General features: G+C 70.4%; 20 protein-coding genes. 15 read left to right on the forward strand and 5 right to left on the reverse strand.

What is annotated here, in order from left to right; all coding sequences use genetic code 11:
* Nucleotides 1-56 precede the first annotated feature (56 nt).
* The 11 genes from ACFXMV_RS17285 to ACFXMV_RS17335 all read left to right on the forward strand — a co-directional run bounded on the left by ACFXMV_RS17285 (nt 57) and on the right by ACFXMV_RS17335 (nt 11,739).
* Entirely contained in the window at nt 57-242 is a 186-nt protein-coding gene (locus ACFXMV_RS17285; protein ID WP_378498893.1) for a hypothetical protein, read from the forward strand.
* A 108-nt stretch (nt 243-350) separates the two neighbouring features.
* Nucleotides 351-2,936, forward strand: coding sequence for a bifunctional FO biosynthesis protein CofGH (locus ACFXMV_RS17290; protein ID WP_378503212.1), 2,586 nt, complete (start codon nt 351-353; stop codon nt 2,934-2,936).
* A complete protein-coding gene (locus tag ACFXMV_RS17295; RefSeq protein ID WP_378498892.1) occupies nt 2,933-3,715 on the forward strand; it encodes a hypothetical protein in 783 nt (260 codons plus the stop codon). Before ACFXMV_RS17290 ends, ACFXMV_RS17295 begins: the two co-directional genes overlap by 4 nt.
* 188 nt (nt 3,716-3,903) lie before the next feature.
* Nucleotides 3,904-4,227: a ferredoxin gene (fdxA, locus tag ACFXMV_RS17300; protein WP_378498891.1), complete on the forward strand. Its 324-nt coding sequence runs from the start codon at nt 3,904-3,906 to the stop codon at nt 4,225-4,227.
* A 40-nt stretch (nt 4,228-4,267) separates the two neighbouring features.
* Entirely contained in the window at nt 4,268-5,356 is a 1,089-nt protein-coding gene (dapC, locus tag ACFXMV_RS17305) for a succinyldiaminopimelate transaminase (protein WP_378503211.1), read from the forward strand.
* Between the two features lie 5 nt (nt 5,357-5,361).
* Entirely contained in the window at nt 5,362-6,324 is a 963-nt protein-coding gene (locus tag ACFXMV_RS17310; RefSeq protein WP_378498890.1) for an alpha/beta hydrolase, read from the forward strand.
* 138 nt (nt 6,325-6,462) lie between these two features.
* Nucleotides 6,463-8,106 (forward strand): L-glutamate gamma-semialdehyde dehydrogenase, encoded by a 1,644-nt coding sequence (gene pruA / locus ACFXMV_RS17315; protein WP_378503198.1) that lies wholly within the window; start codon nt 6,463-6,465, stop codon nt 8,104-8,106.
* Nucleotides 8,107-8,171: 65 nt separating this feature from the next.
* Nucleotides 8,172-9,080 (forward strand): proline dehydrogenase family protein, encoded by a 909-nt coding sequence (locus ACFXMV_RS17320; protein ID WP_378500404.1) that lies wholly within the window; start codon nt 8,172-8,174, stop codon nt 9,078-9,080.
* Between the two features lie 18 nt (nt 9,081-9,098).
* Nucleotides 9,099-9,503, forward strand: coding sequence for a VOC family protein (locus ACFXMV_RS17325; protein ID WP_378500402.1), 405 nt, complete (start codon nt 9,099-9,101; stop codon nt 9,501-9,503).
* A 124-nt stretch (nt 9,504-9,627) separates the two neighbouring features.
* Complete coding sequence (locus ACFXMV_RS17330) at nt 9,628-10,269, forward strand: dihydrofolate reductase family protein (RefSeq protein ID WP_378503197.1); 642 nt, start codon at nt 9,628-9,630, stop codon at nt 10,267-10,269.
* A 72-nt stretch (nt 10,270-10,341) separates the two neighbouring features.
* A complete protein-coding gene (locus ACFXMV_RS17335; RefSeq protein ID WP_378500400.1) occupies nt 10,342-11,739 on the forward strand; it encodes an acyl-CoA synthetase in 1,398 nt (465 codons plus the stop codon).
* Between the two features lie 13 nt (nt 11,740-11,752).
* Here ACFXMV_RS17335 and ACFXMV_RS17340 read toward each other — a convergent pair whose 3' ends face one another.
* On the reverse strand, nt 11,753-12,658 hold the full coding sequence (locus ACFXMV_RS17340) for a polysaccharide deacetylase family protein (RefSeq protein WP_378500399.1): 906 nt from the start codon (nt 12,656-12,658) through the stop codon (nt 11,753-11,755).
* 88 nt (nt 12,659-12,746) lie between these two features.
* Here ACFXMV_RS17340 and ACFXMV_RS17345 point away from each other — a divergent pair, with 88 nt between their 5' ends.
* Both ACFXMV_RS17345 and ACFXMV_RS17350 read left to right on the forward strand, forming a co-directional pair.
* Nucleotides 12,747-13,781, forward strand: coding sequence for an NADP-dependent oxidoreductase (locus ACFXMV_RS17345; RefSeq protein WP_378503196.1), 1,035 nt, complete (start codon nt 12,747-12,749; stop codon nt 13,779-13,781).
* A complete protein-coding gene (locus ACFXMV_RS17350) occupies nt 13,778-14,146 on the forward strand; it encodes a YrdB family protein (RefSeq protein WP_378500397.1) in 369 nt (122 codons plus the stop codon). The genes ACFXMV_RS17345 and ACFXMV_RS17350 overlap by 4 nt, the downstream gene beginning before the upstream one ends.
* A 26-nt stretch (nt 14,147-14,172) precedes the next feature.
* Here the strand turns inward: ACFXMV_RS17350 and ACFXMV_RS17355 are convergent, their stop codons facing one another.
* The 4 genes from ACFXMV_RS17355 to dapD form a co-directional block, all read right to left on the reverse strand.
* A complete protein-coding gene (locus ACFXMV_RS17355) occupies nt 14,173-14,982 on the reverse strand; it encodes an enoyl-CoA hydratase (RefSeq protein ID WP_378503195.1) in 810 nt (269 codons plus the stop codon).
* Between the two features lie 111 nt (nt 14,983-15,093).
* Nucleotides 15,094-18,324, reverse strand: a complete 3,231-nt coding sequence (locus ACFXMV_RS17360) for an arabinosyltransferase domain-containing protein (RefSeq protein ID WP_378500121.1) — start codon at nt 18,322-18,324, stop codon at nt 15,094-15,096.
* A gap of 11 nt (nt 18,325-18,335) precedes the next feature.
* Nucleotides 18,336-19,646, reverse strand: coding sequence for an amino acid permease (locus ACFXMV_RS17365; protein WP_378500123.1), 1,311 nt, complete (start codon nt 19,644-19,646; stop codon nt 18,336-18,338).
* Between the two features lie 112 nt (nt 19,647-19,758).
* On the reverse strand, nt 19,759-20,712 hold the full coding sequence (dapD, locus tag ACFXMV_RS17370; protein ID WP_378500120.1) for a 2,3,4,5-tetrahydropyridine-2,6-dicarboxylate N-succinyltransferase: 954 nt from the start codon (nt 20,710-20,712) through the stop codon (nt 19,759-19,761).
* A gap of 104 nt (nt 20,713-20,816) precedes the next feature.
* Between dapD and ACFXMV_RS17375 the strand changes: the two genes are divergently transcribed.
* Both ACFXMV_RS17375 and dapE read left to right on the forward strand, forming a co-directional pair.
* The gene (locus ACFXMV_RS17375) at nt 20,817-21,743 is read left to right on the forward strand and encodes an SMP-30/gluconolactonase/LRE family protein (RefSeq protein WP_378500119.1); all 927 of its coding nucleotides are present in this window, start codon (nt 20,817-20,819) and stop codon (nt 21,741-21,743) included.
* Between the two features lie 73 nt (nt 21,744-21,816).
* Nucleotides 21,817-22,911, forward strand: coding sequence for a succinyl-diaminopimelate desuccinylase (dapE, locus tag ACFXMV_RS17380; RefSeq protein ID WP_378500118.1), 1,095 nt, complete (start codon nt 21,817-21,819; stop codon nt 22,909-22,911).
* The last annotated feature ends 11 nt before the right edge of the window (nt 22,912-22,922 follow it).

Below are 22,922 nucleotides of genomic sequence, written 5' to 3' on the forward strand. Positions count from 1 at the left end.
GCGGCACGTGGTGCCTTGCGGACTAGCCTGGACACAGAGGTCGGAAGGAGGCGGACATGGGTGGAGTCGAGTCCGAGGTCCCCGAGGCTGACCGCGTCGAACAGGACACTGCGGTCAGCACCCCGGACGAGGACGGTGCGGAGGAGAGCGGGGAGGCCTCCGGTTCGCTCGAGGTCAACGACGCCGATGCGGCCGAGCAGGCCCGCAGCGTGCCGGACGAGGACGAGTATCCGCACGACTGACGGCTGTCCACGCGGCGCCACCGGGAGGCCTCCCCTGGCAGGTCCCACGGGTGATGGCGCATGATCGAACGCGTGAGCACCGACGACGCCCCCACGACCACGCCCGCGATGCTGCCCGACCCGGCCATGCCGTCGGGGTCCGCGCAGGTGGGCGCGCAGGCGCCCGCGGCCGGTGCGGGTGCCCCGTCGCCGTCCGCGATGCGCAGGGCGCTCCGACGCGCCCGCGACGGCGCCACCCTCAACGTCGACGAGGCCACGGTGCTGCTGCATGCGCGCGGCGCCGACCTGGACGATCTGTCCACCTCCGCCGCGCGGGTGCGCGACGCCGGGCTCGAGGCGGCGGGCAGGCCGAAGATCGTCACCTACTCGCGCAAGGTGTTCATCCCGCTGACCCGGCTGTGCCGCGACAAGTGCCACTACTGCACGTTCGTCACGGTGCCGGGCAAGCTCCGCGCGGAGGGGCACGGGATGTACCTCGAGGCGGACGAGGTACTGGAGATCGCCCGACAGGGCGCCGAACTCGGCTGCAAGGAGGCGCTGTTCACCCTCGGCGACCGCCCCGAGGCGCGCTGGCCTGAGGCGAAGGAGTGGCTGGACGCTCGCGGCTACGACTCGACGTTGGACTACCTGCGGGCGATGTCGATCCGGGTGCTCGAGGAGACCGGACTGCTGCCGCACCTGAACCCGGGCGTGCTCAGCTGGGAGGAGATCTCGCGGCTGAAGCCGGTCGCGCCGTCGATGGGCATGATGCTCGAGACCACCTCCACCCGGCTGTTCACGGAGAAGGGCGAATGCCACTACGGCAGCCCCGACAAGGACCCGGCGGTCCGGCTGCGCACCCTCACCGACGCGGGCAGGCTGTCCGTTCCGTTCACCACCGGCATCCTGGTCGGCATCGGTGAGACGCTGACCGAGCGCGCCGAGTCGATTCTCGCGATCCGTAAGTCGCACAAGGCGTTCGGTCACATCCAGGAAGTGATCGTGCAGAACTTCCTGGCCAAGGACGACACCGCGATGCGGGATGCCCCGGACGCGGGGATCGAGGAGTTCCGGGCCACCATCGCCGTCGCCCGACTGCTGCTCGGGCCCGGCATGCGGATCCAGTCGCCGCCGAATCTGGTGTCCGCCGCCGAATGCCTCGCCCTGATCGCGGCGGGCGTCGACGACTGGGGTGGCGTCTCGCCGCTCACCCCGGATCACGTCAACCCGGAGCGGCCGTGGCCGAACCTCGACACCCTCGCCGCGATCACCGCCGAGGCGGGCTACCGGCTCACCGAGCGGACCGCGGCGCAGCCGCCGTACGTGCTGGCAGGCTCGCCGTGGATCGACCCCCGCATCGCCGCGCACGTGCAGGCGCTCGCCGACCCGGTGACCGGGCTTGCCCTGCCCGACACCCGGCCTGCGGGTCTGCCCTGGCAGGAGCCGGACGAGGCATGGGAGTCGGCCGGACGCACCGACCTGAACACCGCCATCGACACCGAGGGCCGCAACACCGAGACCCGCAGCGACCTGGGTAGCGCGTTCGGAGACTGGGACTCGGTCCGCGAACAGGTGCTCGAGCTGTCGAACCAGGGCGCCCCGGTGCGGCTCGCCTCCGAGGTGCTGGCCGCGCTGCGCAGCGCCGAGCGCGATCCCGGCGGCTGCACCGACGACGAGTACCGGGCCCTGGCCACCGCGGACGGTGACGGCCTGGAGGCGATGGTCGCGCTGGCCGACGCCCTGCGCCGCGACGCCGTCGGAGACGACGTCACCTACGTGGTGAACCGGAACATCAACTTCACCAACATCTGCTACACCGGCTGCCGGTTCTGCGCCTTCGCGCAGCGCAAGGGCGACGCCGACGCGTTCACCCTCTCGACCGCCGAGGTCGCGGACCGGGCCTGGGAGGCGCATGTCGCGGGCGCCACCGAGGTGTGCATGCAGGGCGGCATCGATCCCGAACTGCCCGTCACCGGCTACGCCGACCTGGTCCGCGCGGTGAAGGCGCGGGTTCCGTCGATGCACGTGCACGCGTTCAGCCCGATGGAGATCGTCAACGGCGCCTCCCGCGGCGGCCAGAGCGTGCGGGACTGGCTGACCGACCTGCGTGAGGCGGGCCTGGACTCCATCCCCGGCACCGCGGCGGAGATCCTCGACGACGAGGTGCGCTGGGTGCTCACCAAGGGCAAGCTGCCGACGAACACCTGGGTCGACGTGGTCACCACCGCGCACGAGGTGGGCCTGCGGTCCAGTTCGACGATGATGTACGGGCACGTCGATCAGCCGCACCACTGGGTCGGGCACCTCAACGTGTTGCGCGGGATCCAGGACCGCACCGGCGGATTCACCGAGTTCGTGCTGCTGCCCTTCGTGCACCAGTCCTCCCCGCTGTACCTGGCAGGGGCGTCGAGGCCGGGCCCGACGCAGCGTGACAACCGGGCCGCGCACGCGCTGGCGCGGATCATGCTGCACGGGCGGATCCACAACATCCAGACCAGCTGGGTCAAGCTCGGGGTCGCGGGCACCCAGGCGATGCTGCAGGGCGGCGCCAACGACCTGGGCGGGACCTTGATGGAGGAGACCATCTCGCGGATGGCCGGTTCGCAGCACGGATCGGAGATGACGGTGGCGGAACTCCGGGCGATCGCCGAGGGGATCGGGCGCCCGGCCCGCCAGCGCACGACGGGTTATGCCGAAAGGGTGGGAGTGGCATGAGCGACAAGGATCGAATCGGCGACGGCAGGGTCGTCGCGGTGCTCGACCGCGCGGCCTGGGGGATCAACCCGGTGCTGGATCTGATGAGCACGGACCCGCTGCGGATCAAGGCGCGCACGTTCACGCCGACGGCCGAGCAGCGTTCGATGGCGGAGAAGGTGCTGGACGCGGCGGCCTGGCTGCTCGACGTCGCGGAGGTGCCAGGCACCGCGGCATGGGAGCGGGCGAGCGACGAGCGCCGCGCCCGGTGGTGGGTGACCCGGCTCGGGGCGCTGAACACCATCGCGGTCGCGTTCCCCGGAGTCTTCGGTCCGCTGATCCGGCGGCTGCCGATCCAGGACCTGCTGGCGTTCGCGAACCAGACGGTGGTGCTGGTCGCGGTGGCACGGGAGCTCGGCGTCACCGACCGCAGCGCCCAGGTGGATCTGCTCGCCTCGGTGCTCTGCGGCAGGCAGACCGATGCCAGGACGCTGCTCGCGCACCCGGACGCGGCGCCGGCCGAGTCCGGGTCGTCGTGGCGGCCGTTCGCTCTGCTCGGCGCGATGTGGTCGACCTCCCGGATGCTGCGGGCGATCCCGGACGAGCTGGAGAAGCGCCCGAGGCCGGGCCAGCCCTATCGCACGCTCGGGAAGCTGCCGCTGGTCGGTGCGGTGGCGGATTACTTCGGCGAGCGGGGCGCCCTGGTCCGCGCGGCCGCACAGGGCCAGCGCTGGATCGACGGTCACACCGTGCGGACGGCGGAGGGTCGATCCGGCGTGCAGGGCCTGTCAAGCGTCTGACTTCGACCCGGTGCGCGCGGCTGGTCGCCAGTAGTCTGTGCGTGTGGCCCTGCGCGACGGCCGGATCAGGCGGTCAGGGCACCCTAAGCGGGCGCTTCCGGGTGGGGGGAGCGATACTGGTAACTACTGGGCGGACATGGGGGTTCGCGCAGCGTAATGGTCTTTGACGAAAGGCAGGGAGAGCAGCAGTGCCCTACACGATTGCTGAACCGTGCGTGGATGTTCTCGACAAGGCGTGCATCGAGGAATGCCCTGTCGACTGTATCTACGAGGGTGGCCGCATGCTCTACATCCACCCCGACGAGTGCGTGGACTGCGGCGCCTGCGAGCCCGTCTGCCCCGTCGAGGCGATCTTCTACGAAGACGACGTGCCGGACCAGTGGAACGACTACGTGAGCGCGAACGTCGACTTCTTCGTCGAGCTCGGATCGCCCGGTGGAGCCGCCAAGCTCGGCAAGGTCGACTACGACCCGCCGTTCATCAAGGCGCTTCCGCCCATGGGCGAGGGCTGAGTTGCGCGGTAGCGCCGTGACCGCGCGCACCCGTGTCCCGGTGTCGCAGGGTCTGCCCGATTTCCCCTGGGACTCGCTGGCCTCGGCGAAGGCGACGGCGGAGTCGCATCCGGACGGGATCGTCAACCTCTCGGTCGGCACCCCCGTCGATCCGGTCGCGCCGCTGATCCGTGAGGCGCTCGCCGCGGTGTCGCAGGTGCCCGGCTATCCGACCACCCACGGCACCCCCGAGCTGCGGGCGGCCGCGGTCGGTGCCCTGGCTCGGCGGTACGGGGTCACCGGACTCGACGAGGCCGCGGTGCTGCCCGCGATCGGCACCAAGGAGGCGATCGCCTGGCTGCCGCGTCTGCTCGGCCTCGGCGCCGGGGATCTCGTGGTCATCCCGGAGGTCGCATACCCCACCTACGAGGTCGGCGCGCTGCTGGCCGGTTGCCGCGTGCTGCGCGCGGACGGCACCATGCGCCTCGGCCCCGAGAGCCCGGCGCTGATCTTCATCAACTCGCCGTCCAACCCGACCGGCAAGGTGCTCGGCATCGACCACCTGCGCAAGGTGGTCGACTTCGCCCGCCAGCGGGGCGCGATCGTGGTCTCCGACGAGTGCTACCTGGGCCTGACCTGGGAGGCCGAGGCGTACTCGATCCTCGACCCCCGCGTCTGCGACGGCGACCACACCGGCCTGTTGGCGGTGCACTCGCTGTCGAAGACCTCGAACCTGGCCAGCTACCGGGCGGGTTTCATCACCGGTGACGCCGCCCTGATCGCGGAGCTGCTGGAGGTGCGCAAGCACGCCGGGATGATGGTGCCGTTCCCCGTGCAGGCCGCGATGACCGCAGCCCTGCGCGATGACGCGCACGAGAACGAGCAGCGCGAGCGGTACCGCGCGCGCCGCGAGGTGCTGCTGCCCGCCGTGCGCGGGGCCGGCTTCGCCGTGGACAACTCGGAGGCAGGCCTGTACCTGTGGGCCACCCGGGAGGAAGCCTGCCGGGACACGGTCGACTGGTTCGCGGACCGCGGGATCCTGGTCGCGCCCGGCGACTTCTACGGGCCCGGCAGCCGTCGGCACGTGCGGATCGCGCTGACCGCAACCGACGAGCGGATCGCCGCCGCCGCCGCGCGGCTCGCCGGTTGACGCGAATGCCTCCCCTCCGCAGGCCCGCAGCGCTGGCCGCGGTCGTGGTCGCGGCAGCCGTGCTCTTCACCGGCCCACCCGTCTCCGCGAGCACGCCCGTGGGGCAACCGGTTTCCGAGCGCTACGCCGAAGTCGGGCCATGGGAGGTCGCTAGCGAGGCGGCGCCGGGGAGGGCACCCGGATGCCAGGACGTGTGGCCGAGCGGCTCCGACCCGGCGCATGCCGAAGGGCCACCGCCCGGCACGCGTCACGAGGTGTTCTACCCTGCCGACACCGGCGAGGACGGCGTCAGACATCCGATCGTCACCTTCGGCAACGGCAGCCACGCCACCTCGCGCGAGTACGAACCGCTGTTGCGGCACCTGGCGTCGTGGGGCTTCGTGGTGGTCGTCGCCAACAGTTGCGATACCGGCGACGGGGTCGAGATGCTGCAGGCCCTTGACGAGGTGGTCGAGCAGGACACCAACCCGGCCAGTGCATTGCACGGGCGGCTCGATGTCACCCGCATCGCCGCCCTCGGCCACTCCCAGGGGGCGGGAGGTGCGGTCAACGCCACGACTCGCGCGGGTGGCCGGATCACCTCCACCGCGGTGATGAACCTGCCCGATCCGATGTGGGCGTCCGAGCCAGCGGATGCGATCGACACGTCAACGCTCGCAGGGCCGGTGCTCTTCGTCACCGGCGCGAACGATCCCGTCTCCACCGCGGGCGCGCAGGAACGCTACTTCGACGCGGTGCCCGGCCAGGCAGTACGTGGCCGGCTGCTCGGAACCGCGCACACCTGGCCGCGGGACGGCGGCGGGTTCCGCGGCTACCTCACCGCGTGGTTCGCCTACACCCTGCGCGGCGACGACGAGGCGGCGCGCGCGTTCACCGGACCCGCCGCGCAGTTCCTCGGGGACCAGGCCTGGGACCTCCGGGAGACAAAGAACCTGGTAGCTCGGCCGGCTCCGCAGGCTCCGCTCTGATCCTTCTGGTCGCTCCGCAGGCTCCGCTCTGATCCCTCTGGTCGCTCCGCAGGCTCCGCTCCTGCGCTAGCCTGGGGGCGGAGTTCCTCGTTGCCGGGGTACCGCCCCTGCAGCGTCACCCCGCGGGCAGGAGGCAGCATGGACGCCGTCACTCGGGTTCCCTCGCCCAGCAACGAACCGGTGCACTCGTACGCGCCGGGAAGTCGCGAGCGACAGTTGCTCATCGCGAAGCTCACCGCACTGGCCTCGGAACCGGTCGAGCTGCCGCACGTGATCGGCGGTGTGCACCGGCAGGGCTCGGGTGACCGGGTGGACGTCGTTCAACCCCACCGCCATTCGGCCGTGCTCGGGACGCTCACCAATGCCACCCACGAGGACGCGGACGCCGCCGTCGAGGCCGCGGTCGCCGCCGCACCCGGTTGGCGGGCGCTGTCCTTCGACGACCGGGCCGCCGTGCTGTTGCGGGCCGCGGACCTGCTCTCCGGTCCCTGGCGGGAGACGCTGGCCGCGGCGACCATGCTCGGACAGTCCAAGTCGGTCCAGCAGGCCGAGATCGACGCACCGTGCGAGCTGATCGACTTCTGGCGGTTCAACGTGCACTTCGCCCGGCAGATCCTGGCCGATCAGCCGGTCTCCGGCCCGGGGGTGTGGAACCGGCTCGAGTACCGGCCGCTCGAGGGATTCGTCTACGCGATCACGCCGTTCAACTTCTCCGCCATCGCGGGCAACCTGCCGACCGCGCCCGCGCTGATGGGCAACACCGTCGTCTGGAAGCCGGCGACCACGCAGACCGTCGCCGCGTACTGGACCATGAAGCTGCTCGAGGAGGCGGGGCTGCCGCCGGGGGTGATCAACCTGGTCACCGGCGCGGGGGCCGCGGTATCCGATGTGGCGCTGGGTGATCCGCGCCTGGCGGGCATCCATTTCACCGGCTCGACGAAGACCTTCCAGCATCTCTGGCGGGAGGTGGGGGCCAATATCGACTCGTACCGCGGGTACCCGCGCCTGGTCGGTGAGACCGGCGGCAAGGACTTCGTGGTCGCGCATTCGTCCGCCAACCCCGAGGTGTTGCGCACCGCACTGGTGCGCGGCGCCTTCGAGTACCAGGGCCAGAAGTGTTCGGCCGCGTCGCGGGCATATGTCCCGAAGTCGGTGTGGGACAGGATGGGAGACGATTTTCTCGCCGAGGTCGATCAGCTCGGCTATGGCGACGTGACGGACCTGTCGAACTTCGGCGGGGCCCTGATCGACCGAGCGGCCTACGACAAGAATGTCGCCGCGATCGAGCGGGCACGAGGCGCCGCCGGGGTGCAGATCGCGGTCGGAGGGAAGTACGACGACAGCGAGGGGTACTTCGTCCGGCCGACGGTGCTGCTCGCCGAGGATCCGCGCGACGAGTGCTTCGCCACCGAGTACTTCGGGCCGATCCTGTCGGTGCACGTCTACGACGACGACGCACCCGGCTCCTTCGACGATCTGCTCGCGGTGGTGGATTCGAGCGCTCCCTATGCCCTCACCGGAGCGGTCATCGCGGACGACCGCGTCGCGATCGACAAGGCAGGTGCGGCACTGAGATTCGCGGCGGGCAACTTCTACGTCAACGACAAGCCGACCGGTGCCGTGGTCGGCCAGCAACCCTTCGGTGGGGCCCGCGCCTCGGGCACCAACGACAAGGCCGGCTCGCCGATCAACCTGCTGCGCTGGACCTCCGCCCGGACCGTCAAGGAGACCTTCGTGCCACCGACGGACCACCGCTACCCGCACATGGAGCTGGGGGAGTAGCAGTGGCGTCGCAGGTGTTCGCGAACCCGCTGCGACCCGCGATCCTGGCCGCCGCCCGCTCGACGATGCTCAAGTCGGCGATCACCAGGGCACCGGTGACCCGATCCATCGTCACCCGCTTCATTGCGGGGGAGACCAGGGCGCAGGCGCTGGACGCTGCCCGCGCGATCCTCGACTCCGGGCGGATGATCAGCATCGACTACCTCGGCGAGGACACCACCGACGCGTCCCAGGCGCGGGCCACCGTCACCGAGTACCTCGCCCTGCTCGCGGATCTGGCGGGCCAGCCGGAGGCGCGGGCACCAGGCGAGGTGCGGCGGCTGGAGGTGTCGGTGAAGCTGTCCGCGCTCGGGCAGGCGTTGGAGGTCGACGGCCGCGAGATCGCGCTGGAGAACGCGCGGTCGCTCTGCGCGGCTGCGGAGCGGTCCGGGGTCTGGATCACCGTCGACGCCGAGGACCACACCACGACCGACGGGGCCCTGTCCATCGTCCGCGAACTGCGCGCCGACTACCCGTGGCTGGGCACGGTGCTCCAGTCGTATCTGCGTCGCGCCGAGGCGGACTGCCGCGACCTGGCCGGACCGGGTTCGAGGATCCGGTTGTGCAAGGGCGCATACCGGGAACCGGAGTCGGTCGCGTTCCAGGCGAAGGCGGACGTGGACGCCTCGTACCTGCGATGCCTGCGGGTGCTGATGGAGGGCAGGGGCTACCCGATGGTGGCCTCCCATGACCCGGCGATCATCGCGGAGGCGGGCTCGATGGCGGCAGACACGGGCCGGGGACGGGGGGAATTCGAACACCAGATGCTGTACGGGATCCGGGACGGCGAGCAGCTCCGCCTGGCCGGGGGCGGCGCCCAGATGCGGGTCTACCTGCCCTACGGCGGCCAGTGGTACGGCTACTTCATGCGCAGGCTCGCCGAACGGCCGGCAAACCTGACCTTCTTCCTACGTTCGCTTCTCCCGAGGGGCTGACCCGCATAGCCTGAATCAATGAGGATCAATCTGACGAGTCTGTTCGTGGACGACCAGCGCGCAGCCCTTGCCTTCTATGTCGACGTGCTCGGCTTCGCGAAGCACCACGACATTCCCCTCGGCGACGACGCGTGGCTCACGGTGGTGTCACCCGAATCTCCCGACGGTCCGCAACTTCTGCTCGAGCCTGCGCGCCACCCGGCCGTGAAGCCGTACCGAGATGCACTTGCGGCGGACGGCATTCCGCTCGCCCAGTTCGCCGTCGACGACGTCGAGACCGAATATGCCCGGCTGACCGGCAAAGGTGTGGTGTTCACGCAACCGCCGACCGACATCGGCACCGCCGTCGTGGCCGTCTTCGACGACACGTGCGGCAACCTCATCCAGCTCATCGCGGAGAAGGCGACGGCGACCGGTGACTGAGACCGCCACGACGCGGCGGGGCACGGGCAGGGCGAAACGCGTTTGTTGATCGGCGAGCGATGAGTTTGTCGAACCCGCGAGGTCTACACCTTTGTCATCATTGTCGAGAGTCCGGGAGAACCGAGTGGAACAGCTGTTACGAGTCCAGAACTTCAACGTCTCGAGTGACGGAATCGGCGCCGGTGAGGACCAGAGCTTCGAGAGCCCGTTCGGTCTCGACCCCGGCGCGATGTTCGCGTGGGCGGGCGCGACGGCGAGCTGGCCCATGCGCACCGACCCCGGGGGCAGCCGCGGTCTCGACGACTACCTCACCCGGGACTATTCACGGAATATCGGTGCCGAGATCATGGGCCGCAACAAATTCGGGTACCAACGCGGGCCCTGGAACGATCTCGAATGGCGCGGTTGGTGGGGCGACGAGCCCCCGTTCCGCACCCCGGTCTTCGTCATGACCCACCATGAACGGCCCTCGTTCACGCTTTCCGACACCACGTTCCACTTCGTCGACGGCGATCCTGCCGCCATTCTCGAGCAGGCGCGGGAGGCGGCGCAGGGCAAGGACGTCCGACTCGGCGGTGGCGTCACCACCATCCGAGAGTTCCTCGACGCCGACCTGGTCGACACCATGCACGTGGCGGTCTCGCCGGTGACGTTCGGATCCGGACTGCGACTCTGGGAGTCGCCGGAAGACCTCCTCGACCGGTTCCACCTCGATGTCGTGCCCAGCCCGAGCGGCGTAATCCACCACCTTTTCTGGCGAAGGTGATCCGAGTGCCCCCGCCGCTCGGGCACGTCGGGTTCGCGGATTCGCGAACCTTGGTGTGAGACGCTGAACGGCGTGCTGCTCCGATCTCTAGATGCCCTCGCTGTCGCCCGCGGCGACGACCTCCCAGACGCCGTCCGGATCGGCGACACCACACTCTCGCGCACCGACCTCCTCGGCGCTGCCGGAGCGCTCGCCAAGCGCATCGGCGGCGCCGAGCGGGTCGCCGTCCTCGCCACGCCGTCCGCGTCGACGGTGATCGCGGTGGTCGGTTGTCTGCTCGCGGGCGTCACGGTCGTCCCGGTGCCGCCGGACGCCGGTCAGGCCGAGTTGGCGCACATTCTTTCCGATTCGGGGGCCCAGGCCTGGCTCGGGCAGGCGCCCGAGGGCAGCGAGTTGCCGGTCGTGCCGGTGCGGTTGCACACCAGGGACTGGCACTCTCACCCCGAACCGGCCCCGTCCTCGATCGCGTTCGTGCTGTACACCTCCGGCACCACCGGACTGCCGAAGGGCGTGCTGTTGAGCAGGCGCGCCATCGCGTCCGGGCTCGACGCGCTCGCGGAGGCCTGGCAGTGGACCGCGAACGACACGCTGGTGCACGGGCTTCCGCTGTTCCACGTGCACGGGCTGATTCTGGGTCTGCTCGGCCCGTTGCGATTCGGCAGCAGGCTGATCCACACCGTGCGGCCGACGCCGGAGGCGTACGCGCAGGCGCACGGTTCGCTCTACTTCGGTGTGCCCACGGTGTGGTCGAGGGTGGTCGAGGACGAGGAGTCGGCCAGGGCGCTGAGCGGGGCCCGGCTGCTGGTCTCCGGCAGCGCGCCGCTTCCGGTGCCGGTATTCGAGCGGCTCGCGGACCTGACCGGGCTGGTGCCGATCGAGCGATATGGCATGAGCGAGACCATGATCACGCTCAGCACCCGGGTGGACGGTGAGCGGCGCCCTGGCTGGGTGGGGCTGCCGGTGGCGGGCGTCGAAACCCGGCTGATGGACGAGGACGGGGCTCCGGTGCCGCACGACGGCGAGAGCATCGGCGGGCTGCAGGTGCGCGGGCCGATGCTGTTCGACGGTTACCTCAACCGCCCAGCCGCGACGGCGGTGTCGTGGACCGAGGACGGCTGGTTCAAGACCGGGGACGTCGCGGTGATCGACGAGCACGGTTTCCACCGGATCGTCGGCCGCGAGTCGACCGACCTGATCAAGTCCGGGGGGTACCGGATCGGGGCGGGTGAGGTGGAGGCCTCGCTGCTGGGGCACCCGGCGGTCCGCGAGGTCGCGGTGATCGGCGTGCCCGACGACGATCTCGGCCAGCGGGTGGTGGCCTACGTGGTCGGCGACGTGCCCTCGCCCGAGGATCTGATCGAGCACGTGGTCGCGGAGCTGTCCGCGCACAAGCGGCCCCGCGAGGTGCGAGTGGTGGACTCGCTGCCGCGCAACGCCCTCGGGAAGGTGCAGAAGAAACTGCTCGGCTGAGTTCTCAGCGGTCCTACGCGAGCCCGCCCGCGCCCCCGAGGGTGACGAACGCGCGGCCCTCCGCCCGCAGCGCGGGCAGTGCAGCGGCCAGTCCCGCCGCGGTGGCGCCGTGCGGGCGGTTGAGGTGCATGATGACGATCGAGCCGGGTGTGGACCCGGCAGTGGCCGACTGAACGTGGCCCGCTGACGCGGTGGCTCCGAAGTCGCCGTTCACCGTGAAACCGACGACCTCCTCGCCGAGGTCGCGGACGACGGCGGCCGCGACCTCGTCGCAATGCGCGGTGCCCGGCCGGAACCAGCGCGGCGCGACACCGGTGATCTCCTGCAGGCGTTGGTGGTTGACCATCACCTCGTCGATGACCTCGGACACCGAGGCGGTGCCCGCGATCCCGTAGGCGGAGCGCCCGGTCACCGAGAGCGGCAGATGCCTGGTGCCGTGGTTCGCGAGTTCGAAGAGCGGGTTCGCGGCGAGCCGGTCGGTCAGCTCCCGGTTGGCGTCGATCCACCGGGTGTTCAGGAACAGGGTGGCGGGCAGGTGCTCGCGTTCGAGCAGGGCGATCAGCTCGGCGTCGACGGCACTGCCGCGCGGTCCACCGCAGCCGTCGAAGGTCAGCGTCATCCGCGGGCCTGCCGCCGCGAGACGGGTCCTGGTCCCGGTCACGGCCAGTCCCCACTCGTGGGGGACGGCGCCCGCATACTTCGCGATCAGTGTGGCCGGGTCCGGCGGCGGCGGAGGGAGCGGCGGGGGCACGGGTGCCGCGATCCCCTGGATCTCGGCGGACCCGGGTGGGGGAACCGGTTCGGCGTTCGAGACCGCCGGGCCCCCGAGGTCGGCGCAGCCCGACACCGCCGATGCCGCGCCGCCGAGCAGGCCCAGCAGGATCGTCCGCCGGTTCGGTGTCGCTCGCACGTCGGTCACGGTAGAGCACCTCCGGCGTTCGCGCGCTTCGACGCGACGGGCCGTAGACAGCCCACTTTCTCGGCGGACGCGACTAACCTCGATAACCATGACCATGCCAGCCGAGAACACCCGTATCGTGCTCGCGTCCCGCCCAGTCGGCGAACCCGCGCCGTCCGATTTTCGGATCGAGACCGTCCCCGCCCCTGTTCCGGCGGACGGGCAGCTACTGCTCAAGACCCTCTACCTCTCCCTCGACCCGTACATGCGGGGCCGGATGAGCGCCGCGAAGTCGTACGCCGATCCGGTCGAGCTCGGTGACGTCATGGTCGGTGGCACGGTGTGCGAGGTGGTCGACTCGAAGGACCCCGCCTTCCACGAGGGTGATGTGGTGCTGTCCTTCTCGGGCTGGCAGACCCACTCGGTGGTCGACGCGCACCACGTGCGCAAGCTCGATCCGAGCGCCGCGCCGGTGCAGAGCTGGCTCGGCGTGCTGGGGATGCCCGGCTTCACCGGCTACGCCGGGCTGCTGCGGATCGGCGAACCCAAGCCCGGCGAGACAGTGGTCGTCGCCGCCGCGACGGGGCCCGTCGGATCGGCCGTCGGGCAGATCGCGAAGATCAAGGGCGCAAGGGCGGTTGGCATCGCGGGCGGGCCCGAGAAGGTCGCGTACCTGCGCGAGATCGGGTTCGACGCCGCGATCGACCACCGCGCCCCTGACTTCGCCGATCAGCTCGCGGCGGCCTGTCCCGACGGCATCGACGTGTACTTCGAGAATGTCGGCGGCGCGGTGTGGAGCGCGGTGTTCCCGCTGCTGAACGACTTCGCCCGGGTTCCGGTGTGCGGGCTGGTGTCGCACTACAACGACACAGCGGGCCCAGCGGGCCCGGATCGGCTGCCGGGCTTCATGAACGACGTGCTGAAGAAGAGCCTGACGATCCGCGGGTTCATCCAGAGCGAGTTCGTCAAGAGCGACTTCAAGTCGTTCGTCGGCGACATGTCCGGCTGGATCCACGCGGGCCGCATCGCGTACCGCGAGGACATCGTCGAGGGACTGGAGAACGCGCCGGCCGCCTTCAACGGAATGCTCGCGGGCCGCAACTTCGGCAAGGTGATCATCAAGGTGGCGGAGGCGCGCGGGTGACAGAACTGGGTGAGCGACCGCAGGAGAAGGTCGGGCCGCTCGAAATCGTCGCGTTCCTGTGCGAGCTGGCGATGCTCGTTCTTCTCACCCTGGCCGGGGTCGCCGCGATGGAGTCACTGCTCGGTCGGGTGCTCGTGGCGATCGCGTTGCCTGCCGCCGCGGCAGGGATCTGGTCGGTGTGGATGGCTCCGACGTCGCGCAGGAGACTCGCCAATCCATCCCGGTTGTACGCGCAGGCGGCGCTGTTCGCGGTGGCAGGCCTGATCATCGGGCTGACCGTCGGCTGGCTCGTCGGCGCGGTCTTCTTCGTGGTGTCCACCGCTGTGTTCGCGGAGCGATTCAGGCGGGAACTGCGCACCAGGTAGCGGCACTGTCGAGCGGGTGGTGCCCCCTACTTGCTGTCCCGGAACACCGGCTCGCGATTCTCCCGCCGGGCCAGGGCGGCCTCCTCGAAGTTGTCGGTCATCAGCCGGATCATCAACTGGCCCAGACCTTCCTGGTTCATGTGCTGTGCCATCGAGGAGGCGTCCAGGCTCGACCAGAGGGTGCGCTTGGTCAGCTCGACGCCGGGCCGGGAGAAGGCCGCGATCCGCTCCGCCAGGGTGAATGACTCCTCGAGCAGGTCGGCGCCGGGGACGAGGCGCGAGACCAGGCCGATCCGCTCGGCCTCCTCGGCGTCGATGTCGCGGCCGGACAGCATGATCTCGAAGGCCCGGGAGGACCCGATCGCGCGCGGCAGCAGGTAGCTCAGCCCCAGTTCGCTCGCGGTCAGCCCGTTGTTGATGCCCGCCGCGCGGAAGTACGCGTCGGTGGAGGCCAGTCGGATGTCCGCGGCCAGCGACAGGCAGAAGCCGCCACCGATCGCGGCGCCGTTGACCGCCGCGATCACCGGCTGGTGCATCCGGCGGATCGCCAGCACCACGTCGTCGAGGATCTCCATCGCCCGCAACGCGATCGACGGCCGGGTCAGCCCGTCGATGTGCGGGGGACTGCCCGCGGAGGCCTGGTCGGCGCCCGAGCAGAAGCCGCGACCGGCGCCGGTGAGGACGACGGCGCGCACCGAGTTGTCGTTGCTGATCGCCTCGAGGGATTCCTTGAGCGGAACCATCACGTCGAACGCCATCGCGTTCATCCGCTCGGGCCGGTTCAGCGTCACCAGGGCCACGTTCGCGCGGGGCCTCTCGACGAGGATGAAGCTCACGGGTGTCTCCTGTTCGGCGGCACGGATCGGACCAGCCGACACTACGTCGAACCGGCGGAAGTTGTAACAGGTTCTAATGGCCGGTCGCGGTCGCGCGCAACCCGGTCCGGCTCACCACGCGATATTGATCGCCCCAGGACTCCAGGTGCCCGAGCGTCGCACAGTGTCGGTGTCGAGCTGCGCCGGTACGGCATTCGGGTCGATGCGGGAGTACTTCTCGAGGGTGCCCCAGTCGCGGCCCCAGTCGCCGTCGAGGTAGGTCGGGAGGGTGCGGCCGGTCGCGGTGAGGTCGATCCAGCCGAGAGGGCCGCCGCCGAAGTGGTCCTGCCACAGGCTCGTCATCACCGCGGCCGGGCGGTCAGGGAGGATGCGGTATTCCGGGATCTCGGCCACGCCGAGTCGATGGTTGAACGGCTGCTGGCACGGGAACTGCAGGGCCACAGCCCAATCGATCATCGTCGGTGTCTGCGATCCGATCACGTCGTCGAGTGTTCGAGTCTGCGGGACCCGCGGCGGTGTGACCGCCAGCCACTGGTCGGGTCGGGTGTCGGTGTCCTCGACGACGATCCGAACGGCGTTCGCCTCCGCGGGAAGCTCGTCGAGCGGAACCCGGAGGTTTCGCCACGAGGGAGCGGGGCCGATGTCGATGGGTAGCGCACTGCCCAGCTTCTGAACGGTTCCGTCGCCGCCGTGGACACCGTAGTCGAGTTCGACCCGGGCGCCGGGGGTGGCGATGCTGTCCGCGTCGACCGAGTAGACCTGTCCGGCAACGGACATCGAGACGAGGTCGCCCCCGGCCGGAAGCGCGTACCAGTCCGAGGTCAGCCCCGCAGGTTCATTGGCTCCGTAGGTGCCCAGCACGGGGGTGGTCGCCGGGTCGAGACCGAACGGCAGGGCCACGGTGCTCCCGTTGATGCCGACAGCGCCCTGGCCGCCTGCGGTGCCCGCCGCGTCGCTGGCCTTGGCGTCCTCATTGTCGAGGGACGTCGCCATGCCTTCGGACGAGGCCTCCTCGTCGGCGGTCAGGTCAGCGGCCACCCCGTTCGGGGTGAATCCGACGTTCTGCGCGCCGAGCGCGTTCGCGGGCGCGGCGGTGAGAGGGCGCAGCATGGACGCATTGGTGTCGGTCTCGACGAGCACATCCTCAGCCAGGCCGCACGAATGTCCGGCGAGGGCCCCGAGGTTCGACTTCGCCAGCGAGAACGACGGGTACTGGGCAACGGCCCCCTTGGTCATCGAGAGCACGAAGAACGCGACCATGGCTGCGGCAGCGACCGTCAGCGGGGGAATCGACCACAGCCTGCCCGGCCGAGCGGACGTGTCCTCGTGGGGTTCCCGAAGGAAGCACCACCCGGCGACGAGCAGCGTCACCCCGGTCAGACCGAGGAGGATGGTGCCCGCACCGAAACCGGCGATCATCACCGGCTTGTCCCACCACGGGATTCCGAACCTCGACACGTACCACCAGCTGTTGCTGCTGGTGAACGCGAGCGCGAGGAGGAACAGCACGGCGGCGGCAAACAGCGCCCGGTTGCGCCGCGACCGAAGCACCAGTGGGCCCACCGCGACGGCGGTCAGGACGGCGAGCGAACCAGCCAGCCCGGCGAACACCCCGAAATGGTGCGTCCACTTCGTGGGGGTGAACATCATCAGCACCATCGCGGCGGCGGTGATGCCGATGATCCGTCGTGACGGGCCAGATGCGGTTCCCGGGATCCGCCCTCCGCGCCGCAGCATCACCAGCAGGCTGGTGACGATCGAGAGGACCATCACGAACACCCCGAACCGTCGGGCCAGGGACCCGTCGGCGTTGATGTTGAACAGCCATTCGTAGCGCTTGTACTCCTCGAACCATGCCGTCGACGGCGGAATCGCGTGCACGCGTTGCATCTCGACGACGGCGGCGAGCGTCTGGTCGGCGAACGCCGCGACGAGAATGGCCAGGCCTGCGGCCACGATCGGGCCGACGGCGGCGACGTAGCCGACGGTCTTGGCGCGGCACGAGACGATCTGCAGGACCGGCCGCGCGCCCGCGATCAGCGCACCGAAGCAGATGATCCCGGAAGGTCCGACGGTCACCGTGAGCGCGCCGACCAGCACCGCGACGGCGGCGGGGAGCAGGCGTCGGGTGGCGATGGCGCGTTCGACCGAGCACCACGTCAGCAGCACGCCCGCGGCGACGATCGGCTCGGGACGCAGACCGTTGTTGTACGGCAGCCAGAAGGCGAGGAACACCAGGCCGCCGGTCCACAGCGCCAGCCGATTCCTGCCCACCGCGACGCCCAGTCGCGGGGCCACCTCGCGGCTGATCACCAGCCAGCAGACGATGCCCGCGATCAAGGCGGGCAACCGGACCCACGGGCTGGCGGTGGACACCGTCGTCATCAGCGCCAGCAGGTCGTAGTACGGGGTGCCGAACGGCGCCTCGGGCACCCCGAACCAGCGGAAGTAGTTGGCCATGTAGCCCGACTCGAGGGACGCCCTGGCCATGGTGAACTGGTAGCCGTCGTCCGACGTGGTGGAGCCGATGAAATGCCACAGCACGAGGGTCCCGATCACCACGACGTCGATCGGGGCGAGCTTCCACCAGCGCGCAGGCAGGAACCGGCGGGACCGCCGGCCGTCGAGGTTGTCGATCCGGTGCAACGCGACGAGTGCAACCGCTGTCGCCAGCACCGCGACGATCATCGCGACGAGCTTGATCGCCGACGGCGAGGACGAGAACCGGGTGTCGATGTCCGCGTTCACCGTGAGACCGGCCGGGCTCGGGCCCTGGAGTTCGGTGAACACGCCGACCATCTGCGGCCGGAAGTCGCCGTCGAGTGTGGTCGGGTCGCTGCCCGTCACCGTGGTCGTGGTCCGCTCCGGGTTCGACGTGACGGTGACCGAACGGCCGGCGAGATCGTCGACCGGGATCGAGAGCAGGTGCTGGTCGCGCGCCGTGACATCGAGCCGAGCGGGCGCATCATCGGTGCCGGGGTTCACCCGGGCGACGAGGCCGTAGCGGGCCGCGTCGGCCGCGCCGACCGGGGCGGTCGAGATCACGACGCCCCCGGTGGTGGACAACTGTTGCGCCGCGGCGGCGGGGATCGAAACGTCGACTTCGAGCGGCGCGTACGACACCAGGGGTGAGTCGATGCTGGCGAGCGAGTCCGCCTGCGGCCAGGACAGCGTCGCGGTCTGCTGCTGTACCGGCAGGAACGGCACCGACACCGCGGCCAGGACCGCAAGCACCGACGCGACCCCGGCGACGATCCGGATCCGGGCCGCGTCCCGGCCGGATAGCGGGACGGGGTCAGATGGGTCGGACTGCCTTCGGTCGGCCACGGCGGTGTCGGTCACGACGATCGATGCTAGCGTGCCGCCTCGCGACGTCGCCGCCGCGCGTTGAGCGCCGACAGCCCCGCGATGACCGCGAACAGCACCGCCGTGGAGATCAGCTGTTTGCGCGCATCCGCGTCCGTCAGCATCAGCAGGATCAGGCCGCCGAGCGCGGCGAGCGTCACCCAGCTCAGGTAGGGGAAGCCCCACATCCGGATGCTGAGCCTGCCCTCGGCCTCGAGTTGCGGGCGCAGCCGCAGCTGCGAGACCACGATGAAGATCCAGATCACCAGCAGCGCAGCGCCGACCGCGTTCAGCAGGATCGACAGCAACGAGTCGGGCAGCAGCCAGTTCAGCAGCACGCTGACGAAGCCGAAGAACACCGACAACAGCACCGCGTTGGTCGGCACCCCCGTCTTGGACAGGGAGGCGAGCAGCGCGGGCCCGTCGCCGCGGCGGGCGAGCGAGTAGGCCATCCGGGAGGTGCCGTAGACGTTCGCGTTGAAGGCCGAGAGCAGGGCCACCACCACGACAAGTTCCATCAGGCCTGCCACGTACGGGATGTGCGCCTGGTTCAGCACCGCCACGAACGGGCCGCTCTGCAACTGCGGCGAGGTCCACGGCAGCACCAGCACCATGATCGCGATCGACCCGATGTAGAACAGGCTGATCCGCCACACCACGCTGCGCACGGCCGCGGCGATGGAGTGCTCGGGGTCCTTCGACTCGGCCGCCGCGATCGTGACGATCTCGATGCCGCCGAACGCGAACGCCACCACGAGCAGGCCTGCCGCGATGCCCGCCAAGCCGTTCGGCATGAAACCGCCCTGGCCGAGCAGGTTGGTGAATCCGACCGGGTCGGTGTCCGGCAGCAGCCCGAACACCAGCAGCACGCCGATCACCAGGAAAGCGACGATGACCGCGACCTTGATTGCGGCGAACCAGAACTCGAACTCGCCGAAGTTGCTCACCTTGGCCAGGTTCACCACCGCGAAGAAGGTGACGAAGACCAGCGCCACCACCCACTGCGGCACGCCCGGCAGCCAGCCGTGCACGATCGCCGAGGCCCCGGTGATCTCGGCGCCGAGCACCATGATGAGCATGAACCAATACAGCCAGCCCATCGTGAAGCCGGCCCACTCGCCGATGCCGATGCGCGCGTAGTGGCTGAACGAGCCACTGGCCGGGATCGCGGCGCCCATCTCGCCGAGCATCCGCATCACGAAGACCACGATGATGCCGGCGATGATGTACGAGATCAGCACGGCCGGGCCGGCTTTTGCGATCCCGACCCCGGTGCCGAGGAACAACCCGGCGCCGATCGCGGAACCGAGGCCCATCATCGTCAGGTGACGGACCTTGAGTCCGTGCCCCAGGTGTGAGGTGTCGCCCTGTTCGGCGAGAGTTTCGGTCGCGTTCGATGCCGGGTCGTTCGTCGTCACTTCAGTACTTCGTTCAGTCGTTCGCGTGCAGTGCCGCGTTGAGCTCGACGCCGGTGCCCTTCCACGGCGTCACCTCGACGGCGCCGGACACCGAGTTGCGGCGGAACAGGATGTTGGACTTGCCGTTGAGTTCCTTGGCCTTGATCACCGTGCCGTCCGGCCCGGAGACCTTGGTGCCCGCGGTGATGTAGAGGCCCGCCTCGACCACGCAGTCGTCGCCGAGCGAGATGCCGAGGCCGGAGTTCGCGCCGAGCAGGCAGCGCTTGCCCACCGAGATGACCTCCTTGCCGCCGCCGGAGAGGGTGCCCATGATCGAGGCGCCGCCGCCGACATCGGAGCCGTCGTCGACGACGACGCCAGCGGAGATGCGGCCCTCGACCATCGAGTTGCCGAGGGTGCCCGCGTTGAAGTTCACGAAGCCCTCGTGCATGACGGTGGTGCCGCTGGCCAGGTGCGCGCCGAGGCGGACGCGGTCGGCGTCGGCGATCCGGACGCCGGACGGGACCACGTAGTCGACCAGGCGCGGGAACTTGTCGATGCCGTACACCGTGACCTGGCCGCGGGCCCGCAGCTTGGCCCGGACCACCTCGAAGCCGTCGACCGCGCAGGGCCCGAAGTTGGTCCACACCACGTTGGCGAGCAGACCGAAGACGCCGTCGAGGTTGGCGCCGTGCGGCTGGACGAGGCGGTGCGAGATCAGGTGCAGACGCAGGTAGGCGTCGTGCGCGTCGAGCGGCGCTGCGGCCAGGTCGGCGATGGTGGTGCGCACCGCGACGGTGCGGACGCCGCGCGCCTCGTCGTCGCCGACGAGCGCGGCGAGCTCGGCCGGGACGTCGGAGCCCTCGAGCACGGCGGTGCCTGCCTGCGGGTATTCGCCCAGCGTGGGCTCCGGGTACCAGGTGTCGAGGACTACCCCGCCCGTGGTCACGTTTGCGATACCGACTGCCGATGCTCCCTGAATGCTCACGGGCAGTCAGGATACCGGCAGGAGTAATCGAGCCTTCACCCGCGCGCATCCGTGGAAGGCTGTCGGCAGGGCCCGTCGTACCAGCCGATTGGATGTGGGGACGCATGCGTGGAATGAGATTCGCTCGCCCGGCCAGGATCGCCGCCGCCGGCGCCGCGCTGGCCGCCACCGTCTCGCTGCTGTCCACGCCGCAGGCTGGCGCCGCGCCGATCTGCCCCGATGCCGGTCGGGCCCCGGTACTGGTCGGGCGGGCGCCTGGCGCCGCCATCGAGGGCGCCGCCGTCGACGGCGCGGGCCGGCTCTACGTCACGGACCTGCGCAGCAACCGGGTGCTCCGGATCGACCGGCCCGGTGCCCCTGCGGTGCCGTTCGCGACCGTGCCGGGCCCGATGGGTGGCGGTCTCGCGTTCGCGCCGGACGGCGGGTTGCTGGTCGGTTACGGCGACGCCCGGGTGTTCGTCGGCGACGTCGCGCGGCCGGCGGGCATCGTCAAGATCGACGTCGGGACCGGTGCGGTGGCACCGTTCGCGTCCGGGCTCTCGGCGGCGAATGGTCTGGCGGTGACCCGTGACGGCACCGTGTACGCCACCAACGATCTCGCGTCGCTGGTCGGGCGGGTGCTGCCGAACGGTGTCGTCCAGCCCGACTGGGCGGTGCTGCCCAGCGCCAACGGTGCCGCGCTCAGCGCCGACGATCGCTACCTCTACGTCTCGCGCACCTTCGTCAACCCGGGGGTGAGCCGGATCCCGCTGGCGAACCCGGCGGCGCCGGAGTCGCTGGTCGACTTCGGCGGTGCCGACATGTTCGTCGCGCCGGACGGGCTGGTGCTGGACGCGCTGGGCCGCCCGATCGTGCCAACCGACATCAGCGGCGAGATCCTGCGGGTGGACGGGCACAACCGGTACTGCGCCCTCGCAGGCGGCTTGCAGGGGTCCAGCGTGCTGACCTTCGGCAGCGGCGGCTCCGGGTTCTCCGCCGGCCGGCTCTTCCGGGCCGGGTTCGACGGCGACATCTACGAGATAGGCGCGTAGCACCCGTGCGCGGTTGACGGGTCCGGGGGCCCGTCAACCACGCACGGGCGGCGCAGCCGCCTAACCTGGTCTGGTGACCCCGACGCCGCGCCTGGACCTGCACGCCGATCCGATCGAGCTGACCGCCGCCCTCGTCGACATCCCGAGTGTGTCCCACGACGAGGCGCTGATCGCCGACGCCGTCGAGGCGGCGCTGCGCGAGCAGACCACCGGCTTCGAGGTGATCCGCAACGGCAACGCGGTCCTCGCCCGCACCGACCGCGGGCTGCCGAGCCGGGTGATGCTGGCAGGTCACCTAGACACGGTCCCGATCGCCGACAACGTGCCAAGCACTCGCACCGTCGACCCCGAGCAGGGCGAGCTGCTGCACGGCTGCGGCACCGTCGACATGAAGTCCGGCGACGCGGTCTTCCTGCACCTGGCCGCGACGATCTCCGATCTCGCGCACGACCTGACGCTGGTGTTCTACGACTGCGAGGAGATCGCGGCCGTGCACAACGGACTCGGCCGGATCGAGCGTGAGCTGCCGCAGTGGCTGCAGGCCGACGTCGCGGTGCTCGGCGAGCCGTCCGGCGGGTTCATCGAGGCGGGCTGCCAGGGCACCCTCCGGGTGCGGCTGTCGACCTCCGGCACCCGCGCCCACTCGGCGCGATCCTGGCTGGGGGACAACGCGATCCACAAGTTCGCGCCGTTGCTGGCCCGGCTGACCGACTACGAGCCGCGCTCGGTGGACATCGACGGCTGCGTCTACCGCGAGGGGCTGTCCGCGGTTCGCATCGCCGGGGGAGTGGCGGGGAACGTGGTGCCCGACGCCGCCGAGCTCGACGTGAACTTCCGGTTCGCGCCCGACCGCAGTGTGGACCAGGCGATCGCGCACGTGCGGGAGGTGGTGGACGGCCTCGGCCTCGGCTTCGAGGTGACCGACAGCTCCGCCGGGGCGCTGCCCGGTCTCGGCGCGCCCGCCGCCGCCGCGCTGATCGAGGCGGCGGGCGGCCAGTTCCGCGCGAAGTACGGCTGGACCGACGTCTCCCGGTTCTCGGCGCTCGGCATTCCGGCCGTCAACTACGGGCCCGGCGACCCGAACCTCGCGCACAAGCGGGACGAGCACGTGCCGACCTCGCAGATCACCGATGTGACCCGGGTGTTGCGCGGCTATCTGAGCGCCTGAAGCAGGTTCGG

The organism is Rhodococcus sp. NPDC059179, assembly GCF_042754885.1.
Taxonomy (GTDB): Bacteria; Actinomycetota; Actinomycetes; order Mycobacteriales; family Mycobacteriaceae; genus Rhodococcus_G.